This window comes from Pseudarthrobacter phenanthrenivorans (assembly GCF_000813845.1).
In the GTDB taxonomy this organism is placed as follows: Bacteria; Actinomycetota; Actinomycetes; order Actinomycetales; family Micrococcaceae; genus Arthrobacter; species Arthrobacter phenanthrenivorans_B.
Map to the genome: position 1 here is coordinate 20,931 of NZ_JWTB01000043.1, position 25,138 is coordinate 46,068.

General features: G+C 66.4%; 26 protein-coding genes and 1 tRNA gene. 15 read left to right on the plus strand and 12 right to left on the minus strand.

The genetic code is table 11. The features are described from left to right. Positions 1 to 42: 42 nt before the first annotated feature. A complete protein-coding gene (gene glgA, locus RM50_RS18825; protein ID WP_043455896.1) occupies positions 43 to 1,248 on the plus strand; it encodes a glycogen synthase in 1,206 nt (401 codons plus the stop codon). A 125-nt stretch (positions 1,249 to 1,373) separates the two neighbouring features. Here glgA and RM50_RS18830 read toward each other — a convergent pair whose 3' ends face one another. Together RM50_RS18830 and RM50_RS18835 are read right to left on the minus strand one after the other, a co-directional pair. Next, the gene (locus tag RM50_RS18830; protein ID WP_043455897.1) at positions 1,374 to 3,491 is read right to left on the minus strand and encodes an acyl-CoA dehydrogenase; all 2,118 of its coding nucleotides are present in this window, start codon (positions 3,489 to 3,491) and stop codon (positions 1,374 to 1,376) included. Position 3,492: 1 nt separating this feature from the next. After that, positions 3,493 to 4,221 carry a TetR/AcrR family transcriptional regulator gene (locus RM50_RS18835; RefSeq protein ID WP_043455899.1) on the minus strand — a complete coding sequence of 243 codons (729 nt, stop codon included), beginning with the start codon at positions 4,219 to 4,221 and terminating at the stop codon, positions 3,493 to 3,495. A gap of 61 nt (positions 4,222 to 4,282) precedes the next feature. Here RM50_RS18835 and RM50_RS18840 point away from each other — a divergent pair, with 61 nt between their 5' ends. From RM50_RS18840 to RM50_RS18850, 3 genes are read left to right on the plus strand one after another with little or no spacing between them, the layout of a single operon-like run. Beyond that, a complete protein-coding gene (locus RM50_RS18840) occupies positions 4,283 to 5,635 on the plus strand; it encodes an acetyl-CoA C-acetyltransferase (RefSeq protein ID WP_043455900.1) in 1,353 nt (450 codons plus the stop codon). 11 nt (positions 5,636 to 5,646) lie between these two features. Beyond that, the gene (locus RM50_RS18845; RefSeq protein WP_043455901.1) at positions 5,647 to 6,987 is read left to right on the plus strand and encodes a 3-oxoacyl-ACP reductase; all 1,341 of its coding nucleotides are present in this window, start codon (positions 5,647 to 5,649) and stop codon (positions 6,985 to 6,987) included. Continuing rightward, the gene (locus RM50_RS18850; RefSeq protein WP_043455903.1) at positions 6,984 to 7,913 is read left to right on the plus strand and encodes a MaoC family dehydratase; all 930 of its coding nucleotides are present in this window, start codon (positions 6,984 to 6,986) and stop codon (positions 7,911 to 7,913) included. Before RM50_RS18845 ends, RM50_RS18850 begins: the two co-directional genes overlap by 4 nt. On the opposite strand, the gene RM50_RS18855 is transcribed toward RM50_RS18850, so the two are convergent. The 5 genes from RM50_RS18855 to RM50_RS18875 all read right to left on the minus strand — a co-directional run bounded on the left by RM50_RS18855 (position 7,910) and on the right by RM50_RS18875 (position 12,558). Next, the gene (locus RM50_RS18855; protein ID WP_043455905.1) at positions 7,910 to 8,962 is read right to left on the minus strand and encodes an FUSC family protein; all 1,053 of its coding nucleotides are present in this window, start codon (positions 8,960 to 8,962) and stop codon (positions 7,910 to 7,912) included. The genes RM50_RS18850 and RM50_RS18855 overlap by 4 nt on opposite strands. A 92-nt stretch (positions 8,963 to 9,054) precedes the next feature. Then, on the minus strand, positions 9,055 to 10,164 hold the full coding sequence (locus RM50_RS18860) for an EstA family serine hydrolase (protein WP_043455906.1): 1,110 nt from the start codon (positions 10,162 to 10,164) through the stop codon (positions 9,055 to 9,057). A gap of 39 nt (positions 10,165 to 10,203) precedes the next feature. After that, positions 10,204 to 11,292, minus strand: coding sequence for a glutathione S-transferase family protein (locus RM50_RS18865; protein ID WP_043455908.1), 1,089 nt, complete (start codon positions 11,290 to 11,292; stop codon positions 10,204 to 10,206). Positions 11,293 to 11,322: 30 nt separating this feature from the next. Continuing rightward, positions 11,323 to 12,063, minus strand: a complete 741-nt coding sequence (locus RM50_RS18870; protein WP_043455909.1) for a M50 family metallopeptidase — start codon at positions 12,061 to 12,063, stop codon at positions 11,323 to 11,325. 192 nt (positions 12,064 to 12,255) lie between these two features. Next, positions 12,256 to 12,558 carry a DUF4193 domain-containing protein gene (locus RM50_RS18875; RefSeq protein ID WP_018761323.1) on the minus strand — a complete coding sequence of 101 codons (303 nt, stop codon included), beginning with the start codon at positions 12,556 to 12,558 and terminating at the stop codon, positions 12,256 to 12,258. A gap of 195 nt (positions 12,559 to 12,753) precedes the next feature. Here RM50_RS18875 and RM50_RS18880 point away from each other — a divergent pair, with 195 nt between their 5' ends. The 4 genes from RM50_RS18880 to RM50_RS18895 all read left to right on the plus strand — a co-directional run bounded on the left by RM50_RS18880 (position 12,754) and on the right by RM50_RS18895 (position 15,518). Next, complete coding sequence (locus tag RM50_RS18880) at positions 12,754 to 13,893, plus strand: glycosyltransferase family 9 protein (protein WP_043455911.1); 1,140 nt, start codon at positions 12,754 to 12,756, stop codon at positions 13,891 to 13,893. After that, the gene (locus tag RM50_RS18885; RefSeq protein WP_156133917.1) at positions 13,890 to 14,861 is read left to right on the plus strand and encodes a glycosyltransferase family 9 protein; all 972 of its coding nucleotides are present in this window, start codon (positions 13,890 to 13,892) and stop codon (positions 14,859 to 14,861) included. The genes RM50_RS18880 and RM50_RS18885 overlap by 4 nt, the downstream gene beginning before the upstream one ends. A gap of 73 nt (positions 14,862 to 14,934) precedes the next feature. Further along, positions 14,935 to 15,165, plus strand: coding sequence for a hypothetical protein (locus RM50_RS18890; RefSeq protein ID WP_043455913.1), 231 nt, complete (start codon positions 14,935 to 14,937; stop codon positions 15,163 to 15,165). A gap of 161 nt (positions 15,166 to 15,326) precedes the next feature. Further along, the gene (locus tag RM50_RS18895) at positions 15,327 to 15,518 is read left to right on the plus strand and encodes a three-helix bundle dimerization domain-containing protein (RefSeq protein WP_043455915.1); all 192 of its coding nucleotides are present in this window, start codon (positions 15,327 to 15,329) and stop codon (positions 15,516 to 15,518) included. Positions 15,519 to 15,530: 12 nt separating this feature from the next. Here RM50_RS18895 and RM50_RS18900 read toward each other — a convergent pair whose 3' ends face one another. Together RM50_RS18900 and RM50_RS18905 are read right to left on the minus strand one after the other, a co-directional pair. Next, the gene (locus tag RM50_RS18900; protein WP_043455917.1) at positions 15,531 to 16,556 is read right to left on the minus strand and encodes an NADPH:quinone reductase; all 1,026 of its coding nucleotides are present in this window, start codon (positions 16,554 to 16,556) and stop codon (positions 15,531 to 15,533) included. Between the two features lie 114 nt (positions 16,557 to 16,670). After that, positions 16,671 to 18,275 (minus strand): phospholipase D family protein, encoded by a 1,605-nt coding sequence (locus tag RM50_RS18905; RefSeq protein WP_043455919.1) that lies wholly within the window; start codon positions 18,273 to 18,275, stop codon positions 16,671 to 16,673. A 124-nt stretch (positions 18,276 to 18,399) separates the two neighbouring features. Here RM50_RS18905 and RM50_RS18910 point away from each other — a divergent pair, with 124 nt between their 5' ends. From RM50_RS18910 to RM50_RS18920, 3 genes are all read left to right on the plus strand, one after another. After that, positions 18,400 to 18,861, plus strand: a complete 462-nt coding sequence (locus tag RM50_RS18910; RefSeq protein WP_043455921.1) for a GatB/YqeY domain-containing protein — start codon at positions 18,400 to 18,402, stop codon at positions 18,859 to 18,861. Positions 18,862 to 19,025: 164 nt separating this feature from the next. Beyond that, complete coding sequence (locus tag RM50_RS18915) at positions 19,026 to 19,433, plus strand: rhodanese-like domain-containing protein (RefSeq protein ID WP_052260378.1); 408 nt, start codon at positions 19,026 to 19,028, stop codon at positions 19,431 to 19,433. A gap of 170 nt (positions 19,434 to 19,603) precedes the next feature. Next, positions 19,604 to 19,819 carry a hypothetical protein gene (locus tag RM50_RS18920; protein ID WP_043455922.1) on the plus strand — a complete coding sequence of 72 codons (216 nt, stop codon included), beginning with the start codon at positions 19,604 to 19,606 and terminating at the stop codon, positions 19,817 to 19,819. A 172-nt stretch (positions 19,820 to 19,991) separates the two neighbouring features. Here the strand turns inward: RM50_RS18920 and RM50_RS18925 are convergent. Further along, positions 19,992 to 20,074 (minus strand) — tRNA-Leu (locus tag RM50_RS18925). 170 nt (positions 20,075 to 20,244) lie between these two features. Here RM50_RS18925 and RM50_RS18930 point away from each other — a divergent pair. Together RM50_RS18930 and RM50_RS18935 are read left to right on the plus strand one after the other, a co-directional pair. Further along, positions 20,245 to 21,549: a M20/M25/M40 family metallo-hydrolase gene (locus tag RM50_RS18930; RefSeq protein WP_043455923.1), complete on the plus strand. Its 1,305-nt coding sequence runs from the start codon at positions 20,245 to 20,247 to the stop codon at positions 21,547 to 21,549. A gap of 12 nt (positions 21,550 to 21,561) precedes the next feature. Beyond that, positions 21,562 to 22,722, plus strand: coding sequence for an acyl-CoA dehydrogenase family protein (locus RM50_RS18935; protein ID WP_043455924.1), 1,161 nt, complete (start codon positions 21,562 to 21,564; stop codon positions 22,720 to 22,722). A 23-nt stretch (positions 22,723 to 22,745) separates the two neighbouring features. On the opposite strand, the gene RM50_RS18940 is transcribed toward RM50_RS18935, so the two are convergent. Next, positions 22,746 to 22,979 carry a DUF5703 family protein gene (locus RM50_RS18940; protein WP_018771130.1) on the minus strand — a complete coding sequence of 78 codons (234 nt, stop codon included), beginning with the start codon at positions 22,977 to 22,979 and terminating at the stop codon, positions 22,746 to 22,748. A 40-nt stretch (positions 22,980 to 23,019) separates the two neighbouring features. On the opposite strand from RM50_RS18940, the gene RM50_RS18945 reads away from it, so the two are divergent. Then, on the plus strand, positions 23,020 to 23,286 hold the full coding sequence (locus RM50_RS18945; protein ID WP_043455925.1) for a hypothetical protein: 267 nt from the start codon (positions 23,020 to 23,022) through the stop codon (positions 23,284 to 23,286). A gap of 32 nt (positions 23,287 to 23,318) precedes the next feature. Here RM50_RS18945 and RM50_RS18950 read toward each other — a convergent pair whose 3' ends face one another. After that, positions 23,319 to 24,248: an aldo/keto reductase gene (locus RM50_RS18950; RefSeq protein WP_043455926.1), complete on the minus strand. Its 930-nt coding sequence runs from the start codon at positions 24,246 to 24,248 to the stop codon at positions 23,319 to 23,321. Between the two features lie 51 nt (positions 24,249 to 24,299). Here RM50_RS18950 and RM50_RS18955 point away from each other — a divergent pair, with 51 nt between their 5' ends. Next, positions 24,300 to 25,133 (plus strand): undecaprenyl-diphosphate phosphatase, encoded by an 834-nt coding sequence (locus RM50_RS18955; RefSeq protein WP_043455927.1) that lies wholly within the window; start codon positions 24,300 to 24,302, stop codon positions 25,131 to 25,133. The last annotated feature ends 5 nt before the right edge of the window (positions 25,134 to 25,138 follow it).

A 25,138-nucleotide genomic window follows, 5' to 3' on the forward strand; every position in this document is an offset into this window, starting at 1 on the left:
TCACACTAGAACAGTTATGCGTGAAGGACTACCTTGGGTCTTGTGCGTATAGACATTGTGACTAAAGAGTTCCCGCCGGAGATCTACGGTGGCGCCGGGGTGCATGTGGCCGAATTGAGCAGGGTGCTTAGTAAGCACGTTGACCTGCAGGTTCGTGCTTTTGGCGCTCCCCGCGACACCGATTACCATGGCGCGACGGTGACGTCCTACCAGGTCCCGGAGGACCTGGGCGGGGCCAATGCCGCTGTGCAGACGCTGGGTGTCGACCTGCGCATTGTGCCGGACGTGCAGGGCGCGGACCTGGTCCATTCGCACACCTGGTACGCCAACATGGCCGGCCACCTGGCCTCTCTCCTGCACGGGATTCCGCATGTGCTGAGCGCCCACAGCCTGGAGCCGCTGCGGCCGTGGAAGGCTGAGCAGCTGGGCGGCGGTTACGCCCTGTCCTCCTGGGTGGAGAAGACGGCCTACGAAGCGGCCGCGGCGATCATCGCCGTCTCCGAAGGCATGCGCCAGGACATCCTGCGCAGCTACCCCAATGTGGACCCCGCAAAGGTCCGGGTGGTCCACAACGGCATCGACGTGGAGCTTTGGCAGCGTGATGAAAATGACGACGCCGTCCGCGCCCTGGGGATTGACCCCGCCAAGCCAAGCGTCGTCTTTGTGGGCAGAAACACACGCCAGAAGGGCGTCCCCTACCTTCTGCGGGCAGCGGCAAAACTTCCCGCCGACGTCCAGCTGGTGCTGTGCCTCGGTGCCGCGGACACCCCGGAACTGGCTGCCGAAACAGCGGCGTTGATCGAGGACCTCCAGACGCAGCGCACGGGCGTGGTGCTCATCGAGCGGATGCTGCCGCGCCATGAATTGATCCAGGTCCTCAGCCACGCCACCGCGTTTGCCTGCCCCTCCATCTACGAGCCGCTCGGCATCGTCAACCTGGAGGCCATGGCCTGCGGTGCAGCTGTGGTGGCCAGCGCTACTGGCGGCATTCCCGAGGTGGTGGAGCACGGCCGCACAGGACTCCTGGTGGACCTGGAGCAGGTCACCGACGGCACCGGCACGCCCCTGGACCCGGAAAAGTTCGTCAAGGAATTTGCCGCCGCCCTCACCGAAGTGGTGTCCGATCCGGAACGCGCCCGCGCCATGGGGCAGGCCGGCCGCGAGCGCGCCGAGAAGCACTTCTCCTGGGAGTCGATCACCGAGACCACCCTTGAGGTGTACCGCTCGGTGCTGCCGGCAGCCGGCTGAGCCCACTGGCCGGCGTGACACGCGCCGGGACGTTGGGCGCCAGCACAACCAACGACGGCGCCGCTCCCCATGGAAGGGGAGCGGCGCCGTCGTGGTTTCACACTATGTCCGCCAATGCCGGCAGGTCAGCCCTTCCGTGCCCCCGCTGCCCTGGCGATCATGACCTTCTCGTCCACGGGCGAGGCACCGCTGGCCCGCTGGGCCCGGAAATAGGCCCTGGCCTCATCCTGCCGGGCTTTTTCGGCGCCGGTGGCGATCGCTGCCCGGACATGGTCGTCGCCGTATCCGAACGCTTCCACCAGGTCCAGGGCATGGGGGCGGATCTTTTCCAGCAGCCGGTTGATGTAGCCTCCCACGGTCCGTGCCCGCTGCATGGAGAGCCGGCCGTTCATGAGGTACCAGGACAGGTTCTTCTCGATCAGGGACAGGCCGAACAGGTCGCGGAGCCAGGTAAGGACGGTCTTGGTGCCCGGATCGGCGACGTTCTCCAGGGCTTCGGTGAACGCTTCCCACTGCAGCAGCTCTGCGTGGGCCTGGGCCGCGTCGATGAGTTCGTTCTGGTGCCGGTTGAACAGGGCTGCACCCTTGTCCTGCGGCAGCCGCCTGCTGCCCTTAAGGGCCGCCCCCGCCTCGGCGACCATGGTCTGCACCCTGTCGGTGAGGAGGGCGCGCTGCGCTTCCCCGTCCCGGAGCGCGATCGCGGCCTTCTGGACTGAGCCGGTGTCTGCCACGAACTGGGCCACCTGGCGCAGGCCGGTGCGGTGGACGGCAGCGCCGGCCGCCTGGTTCACCACGTAGCGGGCCAGCACCCCGAAGTCGACGTTGCGGAATTCCTTGGCGTAATCAGCCAGCAGGCGCTTGGCCACCAGCTGCAGCAGCACGGTGTTGTCGCCTTCGAAGGTGGCATAGACGTCCAGGTCCGCGCGGAGTGAGGCGAAACGGTTCTCGATCAGGAAGCCGGCACCGCCGCAGGCCTCGCGGCATTCCTGAAGGGTATCCAAGGCGTGCCAGGTGCTCAGCGGCTTCAATGCCGCTGCCAGTGTCTCCAGGTCCTGGCGGTCGGCGTCGGTATCGTGGGCGCCCGAGAAGACGTCGTCGAACTTCTGCAGCAGCTGCTCATGGGCAAAACCCGCCGCGTACGTGGTGGCGAGCCGCGTGAACAGCCGGCGCTGGTGCCGCTGGTAGTCGAGCAGGACCTCCTCGTCAGTGTGCGAGGAGGCGTTGAACTGGCGGCGTTCGGTGGCGTACTGGATGGCGGCCTTCAGGGCTACCTTTGACGCCGCGACCGCGGCTCCGTCCAGTGACACACGCCCCTGCACCAGGGTTCCGAGCATGGTGAAGAAGCGCCGGCCGGGGCTGGCGATAGGGGAGGTGTACGTGCCGTCAGCGTCCACATTGCCGTACCGGTTCAGCAGGTTGGTCCTGGGAATGCGGACGTTGGTGAAGTGCAGCCGGCCGTTGTCGATGCCGTTCAGGCCGCCCTTGATGCCGTCGTCCTCGCCGCCGATCCCGGGCAGGAACTCCCTGGTGTCCGGATCCCGCAGGTCGACGTAGAAGGCGTGCACGCCGTGGTTGACGCCGCGGGTCACGAGTTGGGCGAACACGACGGCGCCGAGTCCGTCCGTTGCGGCGTTGCCGATGTAGTCCTTCCAGGCGGCGCGGAAGGGCGTGTGGATGATGAATTCTTCGGTGTCCGGGTCATATGTGGCGGTGGTGGCGATGCTTGCCACGTCCGAGCCGTGGCCGGTTTCCGTCATGGCGAAGCAGCCCGGGATGTCCAGGTTCATGATTCCCGGCAGCCACTTGGCGTGGTGTTCCGCCGTCCCCAGGTGCATCACGGCGGATCCGAAGAGACCCCACTGGACTCCGGCCTTAATTTGCAGAGACGGGTCTGCCACGACCAGTTCCTCGAACCCCGCGATGTTCCCGCCGTGGTCGTCCGAACCGCCCAGTTCCGCCGGGAAGGCGCGGTGCACGGCTTCGTTGTCCACGAGGTACTTCAGCTGGCCGAATACCCGGGCACGGTGTTCCGTGTGAGTCTGCCCCTCGATCTTGTGCAGTTCGGGGCTGGCTGCCAACTCCCGCGCCTGGAGCCGGACATCGGCCCACTTGCCCAGCAACTGGCGGCCCAGAGCTTCGACGTCGACGGCGGGGGCGGGGCCGGCGCCCGGGGCACCGGCGGCTGCAGGGGTTGCTGCGGGCCGAAGCCCTTTGCGGGCGGGGCGGTCCACTACGTCAGTCATGTCACAGTCCTTCTTTGGCGGATAACTTGGTGTTCTGTGGGGCGGGAGTGAGTTCGGGGGCAATGCCTACGCACAGCCAGGCGGTGATTTGGCGGGCCATGGTTTCCTGGTCCGGTTTCGTGGGGGAATCCGGGGTGCCGAGCCACTGTTCGCCGGCGTTCCGCACCAGTCCAATGGCTGCCTTGGGCCAGTAACCGATCAGGGTTTCCGTCGCCCCGGCCAGGTGCGAGCGCATGGGCGTGGCAATCATGTCCGCAATGGCGTCAAAGAAGTGGCCCAGGGGACCGCCGGCAGCGGCGGGGTGGGGCGGGCCTGCGGGGTCCGCCGGGGCGTAGCTGGTGACGAATGTATAGACGTTGGGGCTGGTGTCCGCCATCTGGAGATAGGCCGAGACCATCGCCAGCAGACCTTCCCGGGGCGTGAGTGCACTTTGGGCTGCTTCCTGGATGCGGTGCTGCATCTGGCGGAGGACCACTTCGCCCACCGCCTGCTGCAGCCCGGCTTTGTCCCCGAAGTAGCGGTAAAAGACCGACTTTGACGTCCCGGCGGCGCTGGCGATGTCCTCCATGGACGCATCGCTGCCCAGGGCGTGTACGGCACGGCGGGCCTGCCTGATCAGTTCCCTGCGCCGTTCCTCGCGGTGGCTCTGCCAGCGGGCCGAGCGCCCGTCCGGACTTGCCGGGGAGGGCAGCTCAATGCTCAAGGGGAGGCTTGTGTCCTGAAAGTTCACGATACCCAGCGTATCAGGTACGCTGGGTATCGGTAACCGCATGTGACCAAAGGAGCCATCCATGTCCACAACCGGACAGTCCACGCCCGCATCCGACGAAGCTGTCCGCCGCGCTCCGGCGACGCGCAGGGCGGTGATCGTCGGCGGCAACAGGATTCCGTTCGCCCGCGCCGGCGGCGCCTATGCCAAGTCGTCCAACCAGGACATGCTGACCGCAGCCCTGGACGGCTTGATCGCACGGTTCGGCCTGCAGGACGAACGGATCGGCCAGGTGGCGGCGGGCGCCGTTCTTAAGCACTCCCGTGACTTCAACCTCACCAGGGAAGCAGTCCTCGGATCGGCCCTTTCTGCCGAGACTCCGGTGTACGACCTGCAGCAGGCATGCGCCACCGGCCTTGAAACGGTGGTGGGACTGTCCAACAAGATCAAACTCGGGCAGATCGAATCGGGGATAGCCGGCGGCGTGGATTCCGCCTCGGACGCGCCGGTAGTGGTCAGCGAGGGTCTCCGTGAGGTCATCCTGGACCTCAGCCGGGCCAAGGCGCTGCCCCAGCGGCTCCAGATCCTCAGCCGGTTGCGGCCAAAGGACCTGGCACCACTGGCCCCCGGGACGGCGGAACCACGGACCGGGCTGAGCATGGGTGAGCACCAGGCCCTCACCACGGCGCAGTGGAAGATCTCCCGGGAAGCACAGGACGAACTGGCGCTGAACAGCCACCGCAACCTCGCTGCCGCCTACGATTCGGGGTTCTTTGATGACCTCCTTACCCCCTACCGCGGGCTGACGCGCGACGGCAATCTGCGGGCGGACACGTCCGCGGAGAAACTCGCCGGACTGAAGCCAGTCTTCGGCCGCAACCTTGGTGCCGACGCAACCATGACTGCGGGTAACTCCACCCCGCTGACCGACGGTGCTTCCACGGTGCTGCTGGCCTCCGACGAATGGGCTGATGCCCGCGACCTGCCCAAGCTGGCAGCCGTGGTGGATGCGGAAGCCGCGGCCGTCGACTTTGTCCATGGCAAGGACGGGCTGCTGATGGCCCCCGTGTTCGCCGTGCCCCGGCTCCTGGCCCGCCATGACCTGACCCTGGCAGACTTTGACTTCTTCGAGATCCATGAGGCCTTTGCGGCCACCGTGCTCAGTACGTTGGCTGCCTGGGAAGACGAGGAGTTTGGCCGTACCCGCCTGGGCCTGGAGGGCGCGTTCGGCAGCATTGACCGTTCCCGCCTCAACGTCAACGGCTCATCGCTGGCAGCAGGCCATCCGTTTGCCGCCACCGGCGGACGCATCGTCGCCACACTGGCCAAGATGCTCCACGCTAAGGCGGCCTCCACCGGCCGTCCCGCCCGGGGGCTGGTATCGGTGTGCGCAGCAGGCGGCCAGGGCGTCGTCGCGATCCTTGAATCTCTGTAGGGGGGACAGCTATGGCAGATACGTATTCGCAATTGGTCAACAGCGGCCTGGGCAGGAACGTCGCAAAGAAACTCGGACTCCCGCAACCTGCCGTCCTGCGCCGTTACCAGCCAGGCGGGCCGCTGGTTACCGGACCCGTCGTCGTCCTGGGTGACACCACCGGCGCGGACAAGCTCGCCGCGGAACTGTTGTCGTGGGACCTTGACGTCAGGAGGCACGCCGTCCCGGCCGAAAAGCTCGGCGGCATCATCCTGGTCCTCGACGAACTCGGGCACCCCGCGGACCTGGAAAAGCCCGTTCTCGCAGCGGCAGGATCCCTCCGGGACCTGCGTCCGGGCGGCAGGGTCATCACCATCTCCCGCCCGGCAGCGGAGGCAACCACTCCGGACGCGGCGGCGGCCCGGCAGGGGGTCGACGGCTTCCTGCGCTCACTGGCCAAGGAACTCCGTGCGGGCGCCACCGGCAACGGCGTGCTCCTGGCAGACGGCACCACCGCCACGAGCCCCAGCGTCCTGGCCGCCACCCGGTTCTTCCTCTCCGGCCGTTCAGCCTTCGTGGACGGGCAGTTCCTGGCCGTGTCGACCGGAGACGGGGTGTTGCCCGGGAACCCGGAGCAGCCGCTTGCCGGGAAGATTGCCGTCGTCACCGGTGCGGCCCGGGGCATCGGCGCCCAGATCGCCCGGACCCTGCACCGCGATGGCGCAACCCTGGTCCTGGTGGACATTCCTGCGGCAGGCGACCAGCTGGCAGCCGTAGCCAACCAGGTGCACGGCACGGCCCTGCAACTGGACATCACCCGGACCGACGCGGGCCAGCGCATCATCGATCACGCCGTGCAGCGGCACGGACGGCTGGACGTCGTGGTGCACAACGCAGGGGTCACGCGGGACAAGCTCCTCGCCAACATGGACCCGGTGCGGTGGAACACCGTCATCAACATCAACATCGCCGCCCAGCTGCGCATCAACGAGGCGCTGCTGTCATCCGACCACTTCCAGCCTTCGCCACGTATTGTTTCAGTTGCCTCCACCAGCGGCATTGCCGGCAACCGGGGGCAGACGAACTACGCAGCATCCAAGGGAGGTGTCATGGGAATGGTGCGGGCCACAGCCCCGCTGATCGCCTCCCGCGGCGGCACCATCAACGCCGTTGCCCCCGGATTCATCGAAACAGAGATGACGGCGCGCATTCCCTTCGCCGTACGCGAAGTGGCCCGTCGGCTGAACTCCCTGCAGCAGGGGGGACTGCCGTCCGACGTCGCCGAAACCATCGCGTTCCTGGCCAGCGACGCCGCAGGCGGAATTAACGGGGAGGTGCTGCGGGTGTGTGGTCAAAACCTGGTGGGGGCATGACGCACCAGCAACCGGTAATCCTGGCCGAGATGCCGTCCTTGTCGAAGCTCTATGTCAACGCCGCAGCCCAGGCAGCCCGCCGCCGGCTCCTGGGAACGCATGACGCCGCCGTCCTCCCCACGGACAGCCATGAAGTCAGGGGGGTGACCGTTGCGGTGGAGAACCTCACCGCGTACCAGCATCTGATCGGCGAGACGGCCAGTGACGTGCTGCCCGCAGGCTTTATACACGCCATTGCGTTTCCACTGGCAATGAGTGTCCTGAACCGCGACGACTTCCCGCTGCCGCTGCTCGGGATGATCCACCTCCGCAACAGTGTTGAGCAACGGTCGCCCCTCGTCTTCACCGACGTCCTCGACATGACGGCCAGGGTGGACAACCTTCGCGGCCACCGTGCAGGCACACAGGTGGACGTCATCGCCGAAGTGCGCCGCTCCGGCTCTTCCGAGGTGCATTGGCGGGGAGTCTCCACCTACCTGGCAAAGGGGGTATTCCTGCCGGGAATCGACAAACCCACAGCACAGGCACCCAGGGGGGAGTTCTCAGCACCTGACCCAACAGCCTTGTGGCATCTGGGCGTGGACACGGGGCGCGCCTACGCGGCGGTCTCGGGCGATTTTAACCCGATCCACCTCAGCGTCCTCTCGGCCAAGGCCTTGGGCATGCGCCGTTCCATCGCCCACGGCATGTACCTCGCATCCCGTGCGCTCGCAGACGTCGGCCCGGCCCGCGGCGACTCCTTTACCTGGGATGTGGAGTTCGACGCCCCGGTATTCCTGCCGTCCCGGGTTGCTTTGGAAATCGCCACCGACCACAGCGGCTCAGTGGCGTGGAAACACTCCAGCTTCGTGGCGTGGAACCCGGGGTCCGGCCGGCGCCACTTCAGCGGGACGGTCGCGGCGCTGCCGGCGCAGGATTGCGGCTAGTCCCGGGGACGGATGGCCCGCAGGATCCGGTGGAGGCTCAGCAGCACCGACTCTGATGCAGGGACGGTGCCCTGGGCCGCCGGCCGGCCGGCGGTGGCGGCCATGCAGGCTTCCACCGCCACCCTGGCAGTCTCGAAGGCATCGTTCCGTTCCTGTTCGTCCCCCTCGGTATGGACCGACAGCAGCTTGCCGGTGGCGGTGACGGCGTCCGCCAGTGGCCCATTGTCCTGCAACGGTATGGCGTACGGCGCATCGTCCTCATAGATCACGTCGGACAGGACATCCGTCATGTCCTGGATGTGGAAGGTAACGCGTTCCAGGTTCTGCAGGTCGCGGTAGTCCTGGTCGATGTCACGCGGATGCAGCTTCCGGCGCGGGTTGGCCCTGCGGCTTGCGTCCGCTTCCTTCACCAAATGGCGCACCGATCGGGCCGCCTCGGCCAGTTCATCCGACCTGCGCGACCAGTCCTCGTGTTCGGGCGGCCACTTTTCCTTGAGGGCTGCGCCCATATCAGTGAGCTGCCGCCCAAGGGCCTGGCGCAGGTCGGCCATGCTGGACGCGGCGGCGTTGAGGTGCAGGGGCGGAAAGATCAGGAAGTTCACGGCAATGCCCACGGCCACGCCGGCGGCCATTTGCACCAGGTATCCGTACGAGAAATCTTCGGCGTTACTGCCGCCCACCAGCAGAACCAGCAGGGCCGCCGTCGGAATCCAGTCACTGCCTGAACCGATGCCCGGCAAGCCGCCCAGCAGGACGCCCACCCCCATGAACACGGCGACCGTAAGAGGGGAAGGATCGCTGATGCTCACCAGCAGGAAGGCGAGGCCGATTCCCATTGCCAACCCGGCCAGGGCCTGGGCGCCCTGCTTCACGGACCCGGCGACGTTGTGGTACATGGCCACCAGGGCACCCAGCGGTGCGTAGTACGCGTAGTGCGAGGCGGCGCCCGGCATGAGGGGAGCGATGGCGAACGCCAGCCCTGCAGCCACGGCCGCTTTCCCTGCCAGTTGCAGCCGCTGTGCTGCGAAGGCGGCGGAGAGTCCCGCCACCGATTGTTTGAGTAGTTGGGTCCCCCGAGCCCACCGTGCATCCGGACGTGCTTGAGTATTGCCCATCCGGCCACAGTAGGGCCGGCTGACCGTCAGGACAAGCCGGCTGCGGAACGCCGCACTTCGGCTGCCAGCCGGTGGGCGCGGCCCGGGGTACGCCCCTCTTCAGCGCGCCGCGGGATGTAGCCGAAGCCCAGACCATAGGACGGGTCGGCAAAACCAAGGGCCGCGTTGGCCCCTTCATGGCCGAACGCCCGGTAGCTGCCGAAGTTCCGCGAGGGGTGGGGCTTCATGAAGACGACGGCGAATGCGTTGTCCAGCCCGGAGGACCGGTCCAGGCCCCAGACCTGTTCACGTGCCATGGCTTCCAGGATCCACGCCTCAAGGAACGGCGCACCACCCTCGACGCCTGTTGTTGCCGCCGCGTACAGGCGCGCAAGGCCGTCGGCGGACCCCATGCCGCCGGCGGCGGACATGCCTGCCGCCCGGACGGACCGGATGTTCGGCAGTTCCATGATGGTGCTTACCGGGGCGTTGCTGTTCATGCCCTCCACGCTGAGCGGGTCAACCCAGCCCTGGTCCGGGGCGTCGTCGTAAAGGACGTCGCGGTAGCGCGGCTCAAGGTCTGCCGGCAGCCCGAGGAAGAAATCCACGTCCTGCGCCTTTCGGATCCGCCGGTCGTAGATGTCCTGGAGCGCCTCGCCTGCAGTCCGCCGGCACAGCTCCTCCATGAGGATGCCGATGGTGAGGGCGTGGTAGCCGAACTGCCGCCCGGGCTCCCACGAGGGATGGGCCGCAGCGAGCCGTGCGGCCGCGGCTGGGGTGGTGAATTCGTCCAGGCCAAACCCGCCCGCAATGCCCATCAGCCCCGCCTGGTGGGACAGCGCCTCCCTGACCAGCAGCCGGTCTTTCCCGTGCACGCCGAATTCCGGCCAATAGTGCGCCACGGTCTTATCCAGGTCGAGGACGCCGTCCTGGACCAACAGGGCCACGACCATTGCCGCGACCCCCTTTGAGCAGGAGTAGGCGCCGGTCAGCGTATCCCGGGCCATGTCCGGGCCGCCGGTCAGCTGCACCACCGGGACGCCGCGGTGGTACGCCGCGAGCTGTGAGCTGTAGCCGGGATCATCTGCGAGGAACGACTCGAACAGGGCCAGGACGTTTTCGTACCCGGGCGCCACGAAACCAAGGGAAGTCTGCATGGCCTTCAGTGTAGTAGGAAAGCGATTTCCTGTAACCGGTCAGCGGGCGGCACCATGGCCCGGCGCAACTTCCTCGCCGGGCTTGACCGGGCCGGGTGGCGTGCCGTCGCCGAACGGCCGGCCGCCAAGGGACTCCCGGCCGTGGTCGTCCAGCCAGTTACTGAGGTCCGGCCCTGCGGGAACGATGCCGGTGGGATTGATGTCCTCGTGAACTATGTAGTAGTGCCGCTTGATCTGCACAAAGTCGATCGTGTCCCCGAAACCGGGCGTCTGGAACAAATCACGCGCGTATCCCCACAGGTTGGGCATCTCGCTCAACTTCTGCCGGTTGCACTTGAAGTGTCCGTGATAGACGGAATCGAACCTGGCCAGGGTGGTGAAGAGGCGCACGTCCGCCTCCGTGATGGTGTCGCCCACCAGGTAGCGCTGGCGTGACAGACGGTCCTCGAGCCAGTCCATCGCAGCCCAAAGCCGCCCGTACGCTGCGTTGTAGGCCTCCTGCGAGCCTGCGAAACCGCAGCGGTAGACGCCGTTGTTGACTTCGGTGAAGACTCGCTTGTTGACCTGGTCGATGTCCGCGCGGAGGTGCTCGGGGTAAAGCTGCGGTGCACCCGGGCGGTGGAACTCTGTCCACTCCGTCGAAAAGTCCAGGGTGATCTGGGGGAAGTTGTTGGTCACTACTTCACCGCTGGGCACGTCCACGATGGCAGGTACTGTTATTCCGCGCGGGTAGCCGGGGAACCGCTTGAAGTAGGCCTCCTGCAGGCGCTCTATGCCAAGGACAGGGTCCATGCCGCCGGGATCAAGGTCGAACGTCCATGAGCGGGCGTCGTGCGTTGGTCCTGGCTGGCCCAGGGAAATGGCATCCTCCAGCCCCAGGAGGCGCCTGACGATCACCGTGCGGTTTGCCCAGGGGCAGGCCCGTGCTGCGACGAGGCGGTAGCGCCCGGCTTCCACCGGCCACCCTGGCTCGCCGTTGCTCCCCGGTGAGGCGTTCCGGGTGATCCGGTCTTCGATGTAATTAGTGTCGCGGGTGAACTCAGCGCCGCCTGTGACGTAGGCGCCGCGGGTGCTGTAGCCGTCGGCGGTACCGGTCGCTGCGGGAGTGTTTTCCGTTTCCTGGCTCATGTCCCAAGCCTAAACGCCACCCCCACCGATCTAGGCGCCGGCCAGCAGGATTGCCGAGATGGGCTGCCAGGCCGCGAGCCAGGATCCCGCCACGAGGAGTGTGAACAACATGATCCAGATGGCTGACGGCACAGCCGTGGCACGGTACAGGAGATAGGCGTCCGAGCTGGCGAGGCGGTCGCGGCGACGGGTGTGGACCTGGGCAAGTTTCAGCAGGTCGCGGACGGCCGCCACCAGCAGGGCAACTCCCAGGATGACGGCCATGTGCCCTGCAGCCGCCGGGGGTGCAAGGACCGCTGGCAAGGCAGTGGCGGCGATGGCGGTCGCGGTGATGGCGAAACCGGCAAGGTTCCGAAGGAAGAGGAGGGAAACAGCCAGGACCAGCGCGCTGGCCGCCATCGCTGCCGTTCCCCAGCCGTTGAGACCGCACCATACGAAGACTGCGCCGACCAGCGCAGGGACCGGGTACCCCCAAAAACAGGACCAGGCGGCCGCCAACCTGCTGCGGCCGTACGTGGTGGTAGTCCCGGAATGGTCGAGCCGCAGCCGGATTCCGGACAACCGCTGCCCCGTGGTTACAGCCGCAAAAGCATGGCCAAGTTCATGAGTGGCGGTGGCAATCAGGCCGAAGTAGCGCCAGCTTCGGGCGGGAATGGACAGGACGACGGCGGCTGCCAGGGACAGCAGCATTTCCTGCCACGTGATGTTGGGCACGTCTGCATGCCTGAAGACTGAACCAAGGATGTTCCCTACGCTCGCGGCGCCGTCCATCGCTGCCTCCTGGCTGTTGCTTGGCGTCATGGGTTCCGCCCAACGTTATGCCCCGCAGCTGGGTGGAACCTCAAGGTGAACCCACCGGACCGGGCCTCCCAAGGGGGCCGGGGCTATTAACAAGGAAAGGCACGCCGGGTGCGGCGTGCCCTTCCATAGGGGGACCATTCGTCCCCTGCTGACGCTTGTTGGTCAGCCTTCGCACTCGGTGCAGTAGCTGTGTCCATCTTTCTGCCGGGCAATCTGGGACCGGTGGCGGACCAGGAAGCAGGAGTAGCAGGTGAACTCATCCTCAGCCTGCGGGATGACCTGGACTACGAGCTCCTCGGCGACGAATTCGCCGCCAGGGACGCCGGCGCCGTCCAGCCCGTCAGCTTCGTCCAACTCCTGCACAACACTGCGGGCGTCGGGAGCATTTGCTGACTGGAGCTGCTCGAGAGAGTTGTCCTGCGATTCCTTGACGTCGGAACGCAGTTCATCGTAATCGGTTGCCACTTTAGGTGCTTCTCTTTTCTTTGATTGGCTGTCGGGTATGAAACGTACAGCATCAGGCCGGTATTCCCCAACAGGAGGCGTAGATCTGTCGGGTATTGGGTACAGGTTCAAGGGAGCAGACGCACGTTGGCGGCGTCGGTGCGGCTGGAGGGGCAGCGGGCTGCTGTCTCCTGTGCATGACGGAAGGGGCAGGTTTTGGAGCAACTGACCGCGGAATTCGGTGGTGCGGCACAGGTTGGTATTGGTGTCGGTCCCGTGCTGGAGAAGTTCAACTCCGTTTCCAGGATTGCCGTGCTGCGCGGAGGCGGCCTGGGGGACCTGATCTTCGCTGTCCCGGCAATGGCTGCGTTGAAGGCCGCTTATCCGGCGGCCAGTATCACACTGCTGGGCACTCCCATTCATAAGGCGCTGCTGGGTGCCGTGAAGAGTCCGGTGGATGACGTCTTTGTCCTCCCGTTTGCGGAAGGAGTCCGGCCAGGGGAAGAGGATGAGGCCGGACTGGACCGCTTCTTCACTGACATGCGTGCCCGGAACTTCGATCTTGCGGTCCAGCTTCACGGCGGGGGACGGTACTCCAATCCCTTCCTGCTTCGGCTGGGCGCCCGTCATACGGTCGGTACCCGTACGGCAGACGCAGCAAGCCTTGAGCGCACCGTTCCCTACCTGTATTACCAGCACGAACCTTTGAGGGCGCTCGAGGTTGCCGGGTTCGCCGGAGCCTTCCCTGTCGACCTGGAGGCCCGGCTGGCCCCGGCAGACACGGCAGCGCCGGATGCTGCGGATGGGCACGGCACTCAGCCGCTGGTGGTCATCCACCCGGGCGCCACCGACCCACGTCGCCGCTGGCCCGCGGAAAAGTTCGCCGAACTCGCGGCAGCCTGTGCGGCGGACGGCTCCCACGTGGCCATCATCGGCGACGCGAGCGAACAGGAGTTGGCGGAGGGGGTCGCGGCGCGGGCGGCGTCAGCGGACGTCCGGTCCGTGGCTGGTGCCCTGGACATGCGGGGCCTTGTGGGGCTGCTGGCGGGAGCTGACGTTGTGGTGGCGAACGACAGCGGCCCCCGGCATCTTGCGCAGGCGCTGGGCGTGCCCACTGTCGGCATATTTTGGGCGGGCAACGTGATCAACGCGGGAGCCCTGGGCAGGAGCCTGCACCGCGTACACGCTTCATGGGTCACGGTCTGTCCCACATGCGGCATCGACGTGACCCAAGTCGGCTGGACGGCGCCGCGCTGCGTCCATGACGATTCGGTCGTTGCAGGAATAGATGTGCAGGATGTCTACGAAGATGTGCGCAGCCTGGCGGCCACGGCGTTCGCAAGGCAGGATGCATGAGCCGCACCGGAACCATGGCGGCGTCCAGTGAGCCTGTTGCCGCTGATGGCAAGCCCGAGCTCCTGGTGCTGCGCGCGCTGAAGCTGGGGGACCTCCTCGTCGCCGTACCTGCCCTGAAAGGAATCCGGCGCGCTTTTCCGGAGCACCGGCTCCTGTACGCGGCGCAAGGGTGGCTGTCGGAGGCGCTGGGGCTGGTGGGCGGCTATGAGCTGCTGCCCACGCATGGCCTGGACGAACCGCTGGCGATGGATCCCGGTGTGGTGGACGTGGCCATCAACCTGCACGGCAGCGGCCCGGAGAGCCAGGGACGGATTGAGGCTTTGAAGGCGCGCCGGACCGTGGGTCACCTGAGCATGCACCGGGACGGACCGCCGTGGCGCCCGGAACTGCACGAGCGCGAACGCTGGGTACGGCTGCTGGAATGGCACGGCATCGACGCGGATCCGCTGGACGTCCAGTTGAACAAGCCCCATGTGCCCAGCCCGGCCCCGGGCGCAACTGTCCTGCATGTGGGGGCGGCGTACGGCAGCAGGCTCTGGCCGGCGGAGCGTTTTGCAGCGGTGGCGTCCGCCCTCGCCGTAGCCGGACACCAAGTGGTGTTCACCGGCGGAAAGTCCGAACGGGAACGCGCCGTCGAAGTGTGCCGCCTGGCGGGAATTCCGGGTACAGCGATGCTGGCCGGCGTCCTGGGCCTTGGCGAGTTCGCTGCCACGGTCGCCGGTGCGCGCCTGGTGGTCTCCGCTGACACAGGTGCCGCACACCTGGCATCCGCCTACGGGACCCCCTCGGTGGTTCTTTTTGGTCCGGCGCCGCCGGAAATCTGGGGGCCGCCGCCGGGGCCGCATGTTGTCCTGACGCGCGAGGATCTTCGGCGCGGCGATACCTTCGCCGCCGACCCGGATCCCGCCCTGCTCGCCGTGCAGGTGCCGGATGTCATGGCTGCCGTCAGGGGCCTGGGAGTGCTGTAGGGGCTGCGGGTTTGGCCTCATTTATGTGGGTCTGCGGGGGTCTGGTGGAGGTGTCGGGGCCTAAAATTGGTGCATGGGCACTGAGCTGGAAATCGCTTTGGTGTTGGGGACGGCGTTCCTGTGGATGGCCGTCACGTTAACGATCCTGTCCGCCATCGACCGCTCGGAACGGAAGGCGCGCCGGCAGGAACGGCATGAGCTCCGCAGGGAGAAGCGGCGGATTGAATACCGTCCGGTTGCCGCAGGCTCCCATCTGCAGGGACGGACCCGCCATCCACGGTCGCACAGGTTCCACCTGCACTGACGACGACGGGTCCCGCCGCGGGTGCCTCGGCGTGGGCCACGTGGCTGGGCGGGCACGGGAGGGCCCGCCCGCCGTCGTCCAGTCGCTCCTGTCCCACCAACCCTGTGGCACCCGCTTCGTCAAGTCTTGACGGGCGGGACCGGAAGCCAGACACTTTCCCGATGGGAGTGAACGAAGAGTTGCGGGCGCTTAGCGACGTCGTTGACCGGCTTGCGGCAAAGTTTCCTGCCCTGCCGCGGGAGCACATCGAGGATGTGGTCCAGGAGGAGCACAGCCTCCTGGACGCGGGCAGGGTGCGGGCGTTTGTTCCCGTCCTGGTGGAGCACGCCGCGAGGGACCGCCTGTCCCGCTGAGGCGGGGGTTTGTCAGGGCGCCGGCGCGACGTCGATGAGCACTTTCCCCACCGTTCCCCGTTCCACTGCGTCGTGCGCGGCGGCCGTGTCTTCAAGGCTGAACCGTGTCAGCGGAAGTCCGTGTTCTTCGCCAACCTGCAGGGCGCCGGCGGCGAGCGCTTCGCCCACAGCGGCCACAGCATCGTGTTTCTGCCGGTCGGACACTGTATAGGTGAGGATGAACTGGAAGCGGACGTTCCCGGTCATGCTCTCGCGGATCGGAACAGCCAGGGATTCCCCCGGGTTGGCCGCGTAGATCGAGATTGTTCCGCCGGGCTTGAGCACCTGCAGGTCGGTCTGGAGGTTGGCGGGGGCGTTCACGTCCACGATGATGTCAACGCCGTCCGGTGCGGCATTACGGATCGACCGGACGACGTCGTCGGCCCGGTAATTGATCACTGTCTGCGCGCCGGCCCGGCGGGCAAGGTCCGCTTTACGGTCTCCGCTGACGGTGGTGATGACGTTGGCTCCTGCCCAGCGGGCGAGCTGGATGGCGGCGTGGCCGACGGCTCCTGCGCCCCCGGCGACCAGGACGGCACGCCCGGCCAGCGACCCTGGGGAGAGCCGGGCAGGTCCATCCTCCAACGCGGTCAAGGCCCGGTGCGCGGTCAGCGCCGGAATTCCCAGCGATGCCCCCGTATCGAAGGACTCCGTAACCGGGAGCGGCACGGCTTTGTGCGCTGGCACCGTGACATATTCCTGGGCTGTTCCTTCGTTGCCGCCCCAGGCCACATCCCAAAGCCACACGCGGTCGCCCGCCCTGGGATTCTCCACTCCCGGCCCCACTGCATCAATGACACCGGCACCGTCCTGGTTGGGGACTTTGGGGGCGTCCAGCTTCTTGTTTCCGCCCCCGGCCCGCGACTTCCAGTCGGTGGGGTTGACTCCGGACACCACCATGCGGACGCGGACTTCGCCGGGGCCGGGACCCGTCAGCGCCTTCTCCTGGAGCGTAAGGACGGATGAAGGACCCGTTGCCTCGTACACCACTGCTTTCATGATTTCTCCCCGGTCCCGATGTGAGCTGCCGTTACGCCTCCAACCTACCCAAACCCAGGCCCCGAGTATGCACCCCCGCCGGCGTGGGTACCGGCCTGGCCGCATCCGGCCGGGCTAGAAGCGGTCTGTCCGGCGGAGTTTGCGGGGACGGCCGTCCGGGTCAACGATGAACCGGCACAGGGGGTCGGCCCAGAGCCGCTGGATGACCGGAACGGCCTGGGGAACGTGATGGCGCACCTGGCCTGCCGGGCGCGTCCCACGGCCGCTCCGGTGCCACTCGTCCAGGGCGTCAGCAGTCCTGTTCCACAGTTCCAGCCCCGGCCAGGCGGACTGGAGCTCCGGGCCGTCCTGCTCAAGGCCAAGGTGTTCGGCCCACAGCTGCAGCCTCAGTTCCCTGGCCAGCGGCCGGGGCCGGGAATCGCCGCTGCCTGCCGTGGCCGGGTCTTCACCGGACGTGTCGACCACAGCGCAGGTGAGCTCGCTGTCGGTGGTCCAGGACCGGCGGTTGAAGTTGTCAGATCCGCAGGTGAACCAGGTGTCATCGATGATGCAGATCTTGGCGTGGACGTAGATGGGGGTTCCCTGGCTGTTTTCCAGGTCGAACACCCCTACCCTCCTCGGCGCGGCTTGGCGGAGCATGCCGATCGCCCTGTTTTGCGCCAGCCGCTTGGGCGGCCCGCTCAGGAAGCCATCGGAGTCCGGGTACCTGGGAACCACGATGATCACGTTCAGGCCGGGGTTGTCCTTCAGCGCGGATGCGATTCCCGCTGCGACCTCCGTGGACCACAGGTACTGGTCCTCAATGTAGATCAGTGACCGGGCCTGGGCGAAGGCTTTGGCGTAGGCGCGCGCTATGGATCGTTCTCCTCCGGGCGCGAAAGGGAACGGCGGGTGCTTGTGGCCGTAGGTGCGCAGCAACTGGACGGCGTGGGGACCTGCCGGCGGCGGCGGGGGAGCGGTTTCGGGCAGCGGCTTGGGATGCCGGGGCATGCGGGCCAGGCGCTGCAGCAGCATCCTGTAGGGCGTGTGCCGGTCCAGCGGATGGGGGTCGTTCCACCGTTCCGCAAAGACCGCCAGGACGTCGGCAACCACCGGGCCCCGCAGTTCGAGGGCTGCGTCGTGCCACGGGGGCCTCTTGCCATACCGGGCATCCATTTCGACCGCCTGCGGATCCCCGGCATGCCCCGCATCGTCCCGGCGGCTGTGGGACAGGTCGAGCCCACCAACAAAAGCCACATCCCGCGAGGGGTCGTCACGTCGGCGGATCACCAGCAGTTTCTGGTGATGACAGCCGAAAAGACGGACGCGCTGGTCCAGGAGTGCTTCGCCGCCGGAGTCGTTGATGTGCCGGCTGAGGTGCTCGTTGGAGCGGCCGCTGATGGGGGCGGACACGCGCTCGCCGTGGGACCGCCAGACCAGGCCCCGTACTTCGACGCCGGACCGGGCCAACTGTCCCAGCAAGCCCCCGATGGTGGTGCCGCCGGGTTCCAGCTGCTCATCGGCATCACCCCGCCAGTCGGTGAACCACACCCGGTCTCCGGGCTGCAGGGCCGACAGCTCCTCGTACAGTCGTGAAAAGTAGGTTGTGCCGTGGACCAGGGGGCGCACCAGGTTGCCTTCAGACCACGAGGGGGATCCTGCACCGCCCCTTTGGACGTCGGATGCAGGGTTTCCCCGCTCAGTCCGGTCCAGGAACCACTTACCAGCGGTGCTGTCCACCTGGCGCTCCTTCCGGGCCCGTGGAATCAGGCCGCTGCGGATTCCAAACTAGCCTATGAAGACGGGGGCCGGCCCGTCCGGCAGCGATTCCACAACTCCCGCAAACCTCAAGAGGAGCAGAACCATGGCACTGAAGGAAAAACTCAAAGGCGATGTCGTCGCCCACATGAAGGCAGGCAACAAAGTGGCGCTGACTACCGTGCGCAACGTCCTGGGCGAAATCGAAACCCGGGAGAAGTCCGGCAAAACACCGGTGGAACTCGATGACCTCCAAGTGACGGCGCTGCTCCAAAAAGAGGCCGCCAAGCGGCGTGACACCGCTGCCACCTACACAGCGGCGGGACACCAGGAGCGGGCCCAGGCCGAGATCGCGGAGGCAGAAATTATCGAGGCCTACCTGCCCAAAGCCCTCAGCAGGGACGAAGCCGAAGCCATCGTGGACGAGGTCATTGCCGGCCTTCGAGCAGGGGGCAGCGATCTGTCAATGCGCTCCATGGGAGTGGTCATGAAGTCGGTGACCCCCAAAATCGGCGGGCGCTTCGACGGCAAGGCTGTCAGCGACATGGTGAAGGAGCGGCTGGGGTAGGCGGGCAGGGCCCCGGGCCGGACCTGGACCGCTTTGCCTCCGACGGCCACGGGCATGGACAACCGCCACGGCCAGGCGCTTTGCTTGATTGCGGGGCATTCTTCATGGTGAAACGGGCTTCGGTGTGGGACAGTGGCCCGATCAGCAGGTAAAGCGAGGAAAAGGTGAAGCAGTTACCCATCCCCGGCGCCGCCGCCGGGTCGTTGACGATCGACGAATTGCTGCTTGAAAGCCGCCGGGGGCTCGACCGCGTCCACCCTTCGGCTCTTGAACAGGAAATGGCGGCGGGCGCCCTTGTTATTGACACCAGGCCGGTCGATCAGCGGGACCGCGACGGCGAGCTGCCCGGTGCCGTCGTTATTGACCGAAACGTTCTCGAATGGCGGCTCGATCCCTCCAGCCCCCATCGGCTGCCGATGGCAGGCGACTACACCCGGCGGATCGTCGTCGTCTGCAATGAGGGCTACAGCTCCAGCCTCGCTGCACACACCCTGCAGCGCCTCGGACTGACCGGCGCCACCGACCTCATCGGCGGATTCCAGGCCTGGGCGGCCCTGCACCGCGGTCCCTGAAAGTACCGGGTCCGGCCGGAAGCCGCCGGCCGCGGGGATCCGGGACCTTCGTCCCTGTTGGCCGCGCACCGGTTCCCGTTGAATTGTTGATCGGAGCGGGCAGCAATCCGCATCCGGCCAGGTCCATACCCGCCGCCGCGCAGGCCCGAACACGGAGGCACCGTCCGCCCATGAACCTCAAAGACCGCTGGAACGCCCTTGACCGCACCACACAGAAGTGGCTGCTCGATAACCCTGGTTGCCAAATGCTCCCGCGGACCCTCACCACCGTCATCTCCAGGGAATGCGGGGAGGACCTGGCTACCGGGCTGCACGGGCAGGCGCTCATCTCCCGTGAGGATCAGGATTTCATCCGCTCCATGGCGGCGGGCACCGCACAGGCGTGACAGGCGCTTCCCGGGGCTGCCAGCGGGGCTGATCCATCGTCGAACCAGCGGACGGTGCCGTGCCCCGTTCCGGATGCCCCACGGTCGTGTTCCTTTGCCGGACACGGGCGCGGTCTTTTCGGAGACACAAAAAAGCCCCGGAACATCAATGATGTTCCGGGGCTTCCCATTGTGCGCGGAGGGGGACTTGAACCCCCACCCCCTTTCGAGGACTAGCACCTCAAGCTAGCGCGTCTGCCATTCCGCCACCCGCGCAGGTGGTATTTCGGGAAGCATCTCCGCCTTTCAGCGTTTCGCGCCTCTCCGAAGCAGCGAGAAAAACTCTAACACGAACTTTCCGGGAACAACGAATCGGGCCAAGTAGGTAGGCTGAGGGCAGCGATTCAGCTCGTGCCAACCAGTCATTCCCTACCAAGGAGCCACCAATGCCTGACGTCCTGCCCGAGGATGAAGTTGTCCGGATCTGCCAGGAACTCATCCGGATCGACACTTCCAACTACGGCGACGGGTCGGGGCCGGGGGAGCGGGCTGCGGCAGAGTATGCCGCCGGACTCATCGAGGAAGTGGGGCTGGACGCCGAGATCTTCGAGTCGGCTCCCGGCCGTGCGAACGTTGTCACCAGGATGGCGGGGGAGGACCCCTCGGCCAGTGCGCTGGTGGTCCACGGCCACCTGGACGTCGTTCCAGCGCTCCGGGACCAGTGGTCCGTTGACCCGTTCGGGGCAGAACTGAAAGATGGCCTCATCTGGGGACGCGGCGCCGTCGACATGAAGGACATGGACGCCATGATCCTTTCGGTGCTGAGGAGTTTTGCCAGGGAGGGCCGGAAGCCCAAGCGGGACATCATCTTCGCTTTCTTCGCGGATGAGGAGGCCGGCGGCGTGTATGGCGCCCGCTACGCCGTGGACAACCGGCCCGAACTTTTCGAAGGCGCCACCGAAGCCATCTCCGAGGTGGGCGGCTTCTCGGCCACCATCGGCGGCCAGCGGACCTACCTGCTGCAGACCGCGGAAAAGGGCATCTCCTGGCTCCGCCTCGTTGCGCACGGACGTGCCGGCCACGGTTCGCAGATCAACACCGACAACGCCGTCACCCGCCTTGCCGCCGCCGTCACGCGCATTGGCGAGTACAAGTGGCCCATCGAACTCACCCCGACCACCCGCCAATTCCTCGACGGGGTGACGGAACTCACGGGCGTGGAATTCGACGCCGACAATCCGGACCTCCTGCTCAACCAGCTGGGCACCGTGGCCCGCTTCGTCGGGGCCACCCTGCAGAACACCACGAACCCCACCCTCCTCAAGGGCGGCTACAAGCACAACGTCATTCCAGAGTCCGCCGAAGCTCTGGTTGACTGCCGGACCCTCCCGGGCCAGGAACAGCAGGTCCTCGAAATCGTGCGCGAACTCGCCGGCAACGGCGTGGACGTCAGCTACGTCCACAACGACGTCTCGCTTGAGGTCCCGTTCGCCGGCAACCTGGTGGACTCCATGATCGACGCGCTCCACAAGGAGGACCCTGGCGCCAAGGTGCTGCCCTACACGCTCTCCGGCGGGACGGACAACAAGTCGCTCAGTCGCCTGGGCATCACCGGCTACGGGTTTGCGCCCCTCATGCTGCCGGATGAGCTGGACTTCACCGGCATGTTCCACGGGGTGGACGAGCGCGTCCCGGCAGATTCCCTGAAGTTCGGTGCCCGGGTCCTGAACACCCTGCTCACCAACTACTAAGAGGAGCCCGCCGTGAGCCCAGAGGAACTGCTGCCGGATGAGCTCCTGGAGCGTATCCGCGCCCGCGCTGCCGGCTACGACCGCGACAACGCCTTCTTCCATGAAGACCTGCAGGAGCTGGCGGCAGCAGGGTATCTGAAGCTTTTCGTTCCAGCGTCCGACGGCGGTGCCGGGCTTGGCCTCGAAGCGGCAGCCCAATGCCAGCGCAGGCTGGCAACGGCTGCCCCGGCCACGGCACTCGCCGTCAACATGCATCTGGTGTGGACCGGCGTCGCACACGTCCTCGCCGCCCGGGGTGACCACTCGCTGGGCTTCGTCCTGGAGGAAGCCGCGCAGGGCGAGGTCTTCGCGTTTGGCAATTCCGAGGCCGGCAACGACTCCGTCCTCTTAGACTCCCGGACTGTGGCCAAACCCACTGGGGACGGCGGGTACTCGTTCAGCGGGACCAAGATCTTCACCAGCCTTTCCCCGGCATGGACCCGCCTGGGGATCTTCGGCAAGGACGCAGACGCAAGGGACGGCGCCGGCGAACTGGTCCATGGCTTCATCACGCGGGAAACGCCCGGCTACCGGATCCTTGACGACTGGGACACGCTGGGCATGCGGGCCAGCCAGTCGGCCACCACTGTCCTTGAAGGTGTGGAGGTGCCGCCGGAGAGGATCTTCCGCAAGCTGCCGGTAGGACCCAACGCAGACCCCCTGGTCTTCGCCATCTTCGCCTGCTTCGAAAGCCTGCTGGCTGCCGTGTACACAGGCCTGGGGGAGCGGGCGCTGGCCGTCGGCGTGGAGACGGCGAAGCGCCGCACCTCGTTCAAGAACGGCGGACGCAGCTATGCCCAGGACCCTGACATCCGCTGGAAGGTGGCTGACGCGGCGATGGCCATGGACAACCTGTACCCGCAGCTCGCCTCGGTGACCGCAGACGTGGACGCGCTGGCCGACCATGGAAGCCAGTGGTTCCCGAAGCTGGTGGGCCTGAAAGTGAACGCCACCGAGACTGCGCGCCGGGTGGTCGACCTAGCCATCCGCGTCAGCGGGGGATCAAGCTACTTCAGGGGTTCGGAGCTGGAGCGCCTCTACCGGGACGTGCTGGCCGGGATGTTCCACCCGTCCGACGATGAGTCCGCGCACAACACCGTGGCCAATGCCTGGCTGGGACCACTGGAGGACTAAACAGTCCTCTGGGCCGGCAAACCCTAGACGGTCCTCTGGACCTGCATCACCCGGCGGCGCAGCCAGAACCGCCTCCCGCCGCCCACGTAGAGCTTGCTGCGCTCCAATTCCCACTTGCCGTATTCGGAGTGTTCCACCAGCCGGCGCCGCGCCTCGGGCAGGGAATCATCAGGGCTGACGGTCAGTACGAGGTACTCGTACTGCCGTAAATAATCCCGTTCCCGCTGGACCGAGCTGGTGAGAAATTGTTCCTTCATTTGCTCTCCATTTTCGTCCTTTTCCGGCTAACGTGAAGTCATGAGCATCGATCCGCGTGTCGCGCTTTCGTCCCTGACCACCGCTTTGGAAGAACACCTTATAGCAGCATCGAACCGCCGCGGGGACGGTGACCCCTCCGTCGAGGCAGCTTTTTTCGCCGTGGCCGATGCCTTTGAAGTTTATGAAGACGCCCTCTACGAGGCCTACAACGAAGTGACCCCGCTTCAGGTCTTCGACGATGAGGACGAAGAGGACGAGGAAGCCGACGTGGACGACGACGAGGGCCTGGAGATCGTCGAGGAGTAAGGGCGCCGGAAAAGCAGGGTGGGCGCCCGCCGTCAGCCGGCGGAGACGTCCTCAAGGGCCCGTGCAATCTGCGGCGGCAGCGGGGAAAGCTGGGCGTCCAGGATTTCCTTCAGCTGTACCGGCGTGCGGGCGCCTACAATCGCCGTGGCCACCCCCTGCTGCGACAGCAGCCACGAAAGCGACACATCCTGCGGGGTCCGGCCGAGGCCGTTGGCAGCCATGCACACCGCATCCACGATCCGCGACGGCTTCTCCGCCAGGTAGGGCTCCACATAGCCTGCCTCGCTTGTGGCCCCTCTGGATCCGGCCGGAATGCTGCCCCGGTATTTTCCGGTAAGGACGCCCCGGCCCAGCGGACCCCATGCCATCAGGCCAAGCCCGGCATCCTCGGCGGCCGGGAACAGTTCGGCCTCGGCCGTCCTGTCCAGGAAGGAATACTCCGCCTGCACTGCCACCAGCGGGACGGTGCTGATGGCCGCGGCCTTCGCCGTCTGCCACCCCGTGAAATTCGAGATGCCGGCATAGCGTGCACGGCCCGTGCGGACGGCAAACTCAAGCGCAGCCAAGGTTTCATCCAGGGGAACATTGCCGTCCCACGCCTCGACGAACCACAGGTCGATATAGTCGGTGCCCAGCCTGGCCAGGCTGGCGTCGAGACCGGTGAGCATCGCATTCCGGGACGTGTCCACCGCGCGGCGGCCATCCGGCGTCGTCATTCCCGCTTTGGTGGAGATGGACACCTCCGTCCGCGACACCACGTCGCCCAGCAGCGAACCGAGGACCGCCTCCGAGCCGCCGCCCGCATACGAGGCCGAAGTGTCGATGTGCCTGCCGCCTGCGTCAAGGAAGGTGCGCAGCAATTCGGATGCGTCCTGCTCGTCGGTTTCCTTACCCCACGACAGGGTGCCCAGGGAGAGGGCTGAAACTCGCAATCCACTGTTGCCGACGTAACGCTGCTGCATAGCAGCAAGCTTACGGGCAGAACCACCGGTGCCATGCCGTAGGGTCTTAGCGTGAACTGGTTTGAAGCGGCCCTGCTGGGCCTAGTGCAGGGACTGACCGAATTTCTACCTATTTCATCGAGTGCGCACCTGCGGATCGTGGGGGAGTTCCTCCCCAATGCGGAAGACCCGGGGGCGGCTTTTACGGCCATCACCCAGCTGGGGACCGAGACCGCCGTGCTGATCTATTTCTGGCGGGACATTGTCAGGATCATCCAGGCGTGGGCGGGCTCGTTCACCGGCAAGGTTCCCCGGCACGATCCCGACGCCCGGATGGGGTGGCTGGTGATCCTGGGCAGCCTGCCCATCATCGTCCTGGGGCTGCTCTTCCAGGACCAGATCGAGTCCGTGCTGCGCAGTATGTGGATCGTGGCCACCATGCTGATCGTCTTTGGCCTCATCCTGGCCGTAGCGGACGCGGTGGGGGCCCAGAAACGGGACCTCGCCCACCTCACCTACAAGCACGGCATCCTGTACGGCCTGGCCCAGGCGCTGGCCCTGATCCCCGGCGTTTCCCGGTCCGGTGGCACCATCACCGCCGGCCTGCTCATGGGCTATACCCGCGAAGCCGCCGCGCGGTACTCGTTCCTGCTGGCCATCCCCGCGGTGTTCGGCAGCGGGCTGTACCAGCTGTTCAAGGTGGTCACCAAGGAAGGCATCTCCGGCCCGTTCGGGCTGCCTGAAACGGCACTGGCCACCGTCATCGCCCTGGTGGTGGGCTACGTCATTATCGGCTGGTTCCTGAAGTTCGTGTCCACCCGCAGCTACCGGCTGTTCGTCTGGTACCGGATCTTCCTGGGACTTGCCCTCTACCTCCTGCTTGGTTTCGGCGTCATCAACGCCTAGGGCTA

Coding starts and splice junctions, on each gene's coding strand:
- RM50_RS18895 (WP_043455915.1), top strand. CDS start 15,327: ATGGGAGTGAACGAAGAGTTGCGGGCGCTTAGCGACGTCGTTGACCGG.
- RM50_RS18910 (WP_043455921.1), top strand. CDS start 18,400: ATGGCACTGAAGGAAAAACTCAAAGGCGATGTCGTCGCCCACATGAAG.
- RM50_RS18830 (WP_043455897.1), bottom strand. CDS start 3,491: ATGACTGACGTAGTGGACCGCCCCGCCCGCAAAGGGCTTCGGCCCGCA.
- RM50_RS18950 (WP_043455926.1), bottom strand. CDS start 24,248: ATGCAGCAGCGTTACGTCGGCAACAGTGGATTGCGAGTTTCAGCCCTC.
- RM50_RS18865 (WP_043455908.1), bottom strand. CDS start 11,292: ATGAGCCAGGAAACGGAAAACACTCCCGCAGCGACCGGTACCGCCGAC.
- RM50_RS18850 (WP_043455903.1), top strand. CDS start 6,984: ATGACGCACCAGCAACCGGTAATCCTGGCCGAGATGCCGTCCTTGTCG.
- RM50_RS18840 (WP_043455900.1), top strand. CDS start 4,283: ATGTCCACAACCGGACAGTCCACGCCCGCATCCGACGAAGCTGTCCGC.
- RM50_RS18900 (WP_043455917.1), bottom strand. CDS start 16,556: ATGAAAGCAGTGGTGTACGAGGCAACGGGTCCTTCATCCGTCCTTACG.
- RM50_RS18930 (WP_043455923.1), top strand. CDS start 20,245: ATGCCTGACGTCCTGCCCGAGGATGAAGTTGTCCGGATCTGCCAGGAA.
- RM50_RS18860 (WP_043455906.1), bottom strand. CDS start 10,164: ATGCAGACTTCCCTTGGTTTCGTGGCGCCCGGGTACGAAAACGTCCTG.
- RM50_RS18940 (WP_018771130.1), bottom strand. CDS start 22,979: ATGAAGGAACAATTTCTCACCAGCTCGGTCCAGCGGGAACGGGATTAT.
- RM50_RS18870 (WP_043455909.1), bottom strand. CDS start 12,063: ATGGACGGCGCCGCGAGCGTAGGGAACATCCTTGGTTCAGTCTTCAGG.
- RM50_RS18890 (WP_043455913.1), top strand. CDS start 14,935: ATGGGCACTGAGCTGGAAATCGCTTTGGTGTTGGGGACGGCGTTCCTG.
- RM50_RS18945 (WP_043455925.1), top strand. CDS start 23,020: ATGAGCATCGATCCGCGTGTCGCGCTTTCGTCCCTGACCACCGCTTTG.
- RM50_RS18845 (WP_043455901.1), top strand. CDS start 5,647: ATGGCAGATACGTATTCGCAATTGGTCAACAGCGGCCTGGGCAGGAAC.
- RM50_RS18885 (WP_156133917.1), top strand. CDS start 13,890: ATGAGCCGCACCGGAACCATGGCGGCGTCCAGTGAGCCTGTTGCCGCT.
- RM50_RS18920 (WP_043455922.1), top strand. CDS start 19,604: ATGAACCTCAAAGACCGCTGGAACGCCCTTGACCGCACCACACAGAAG.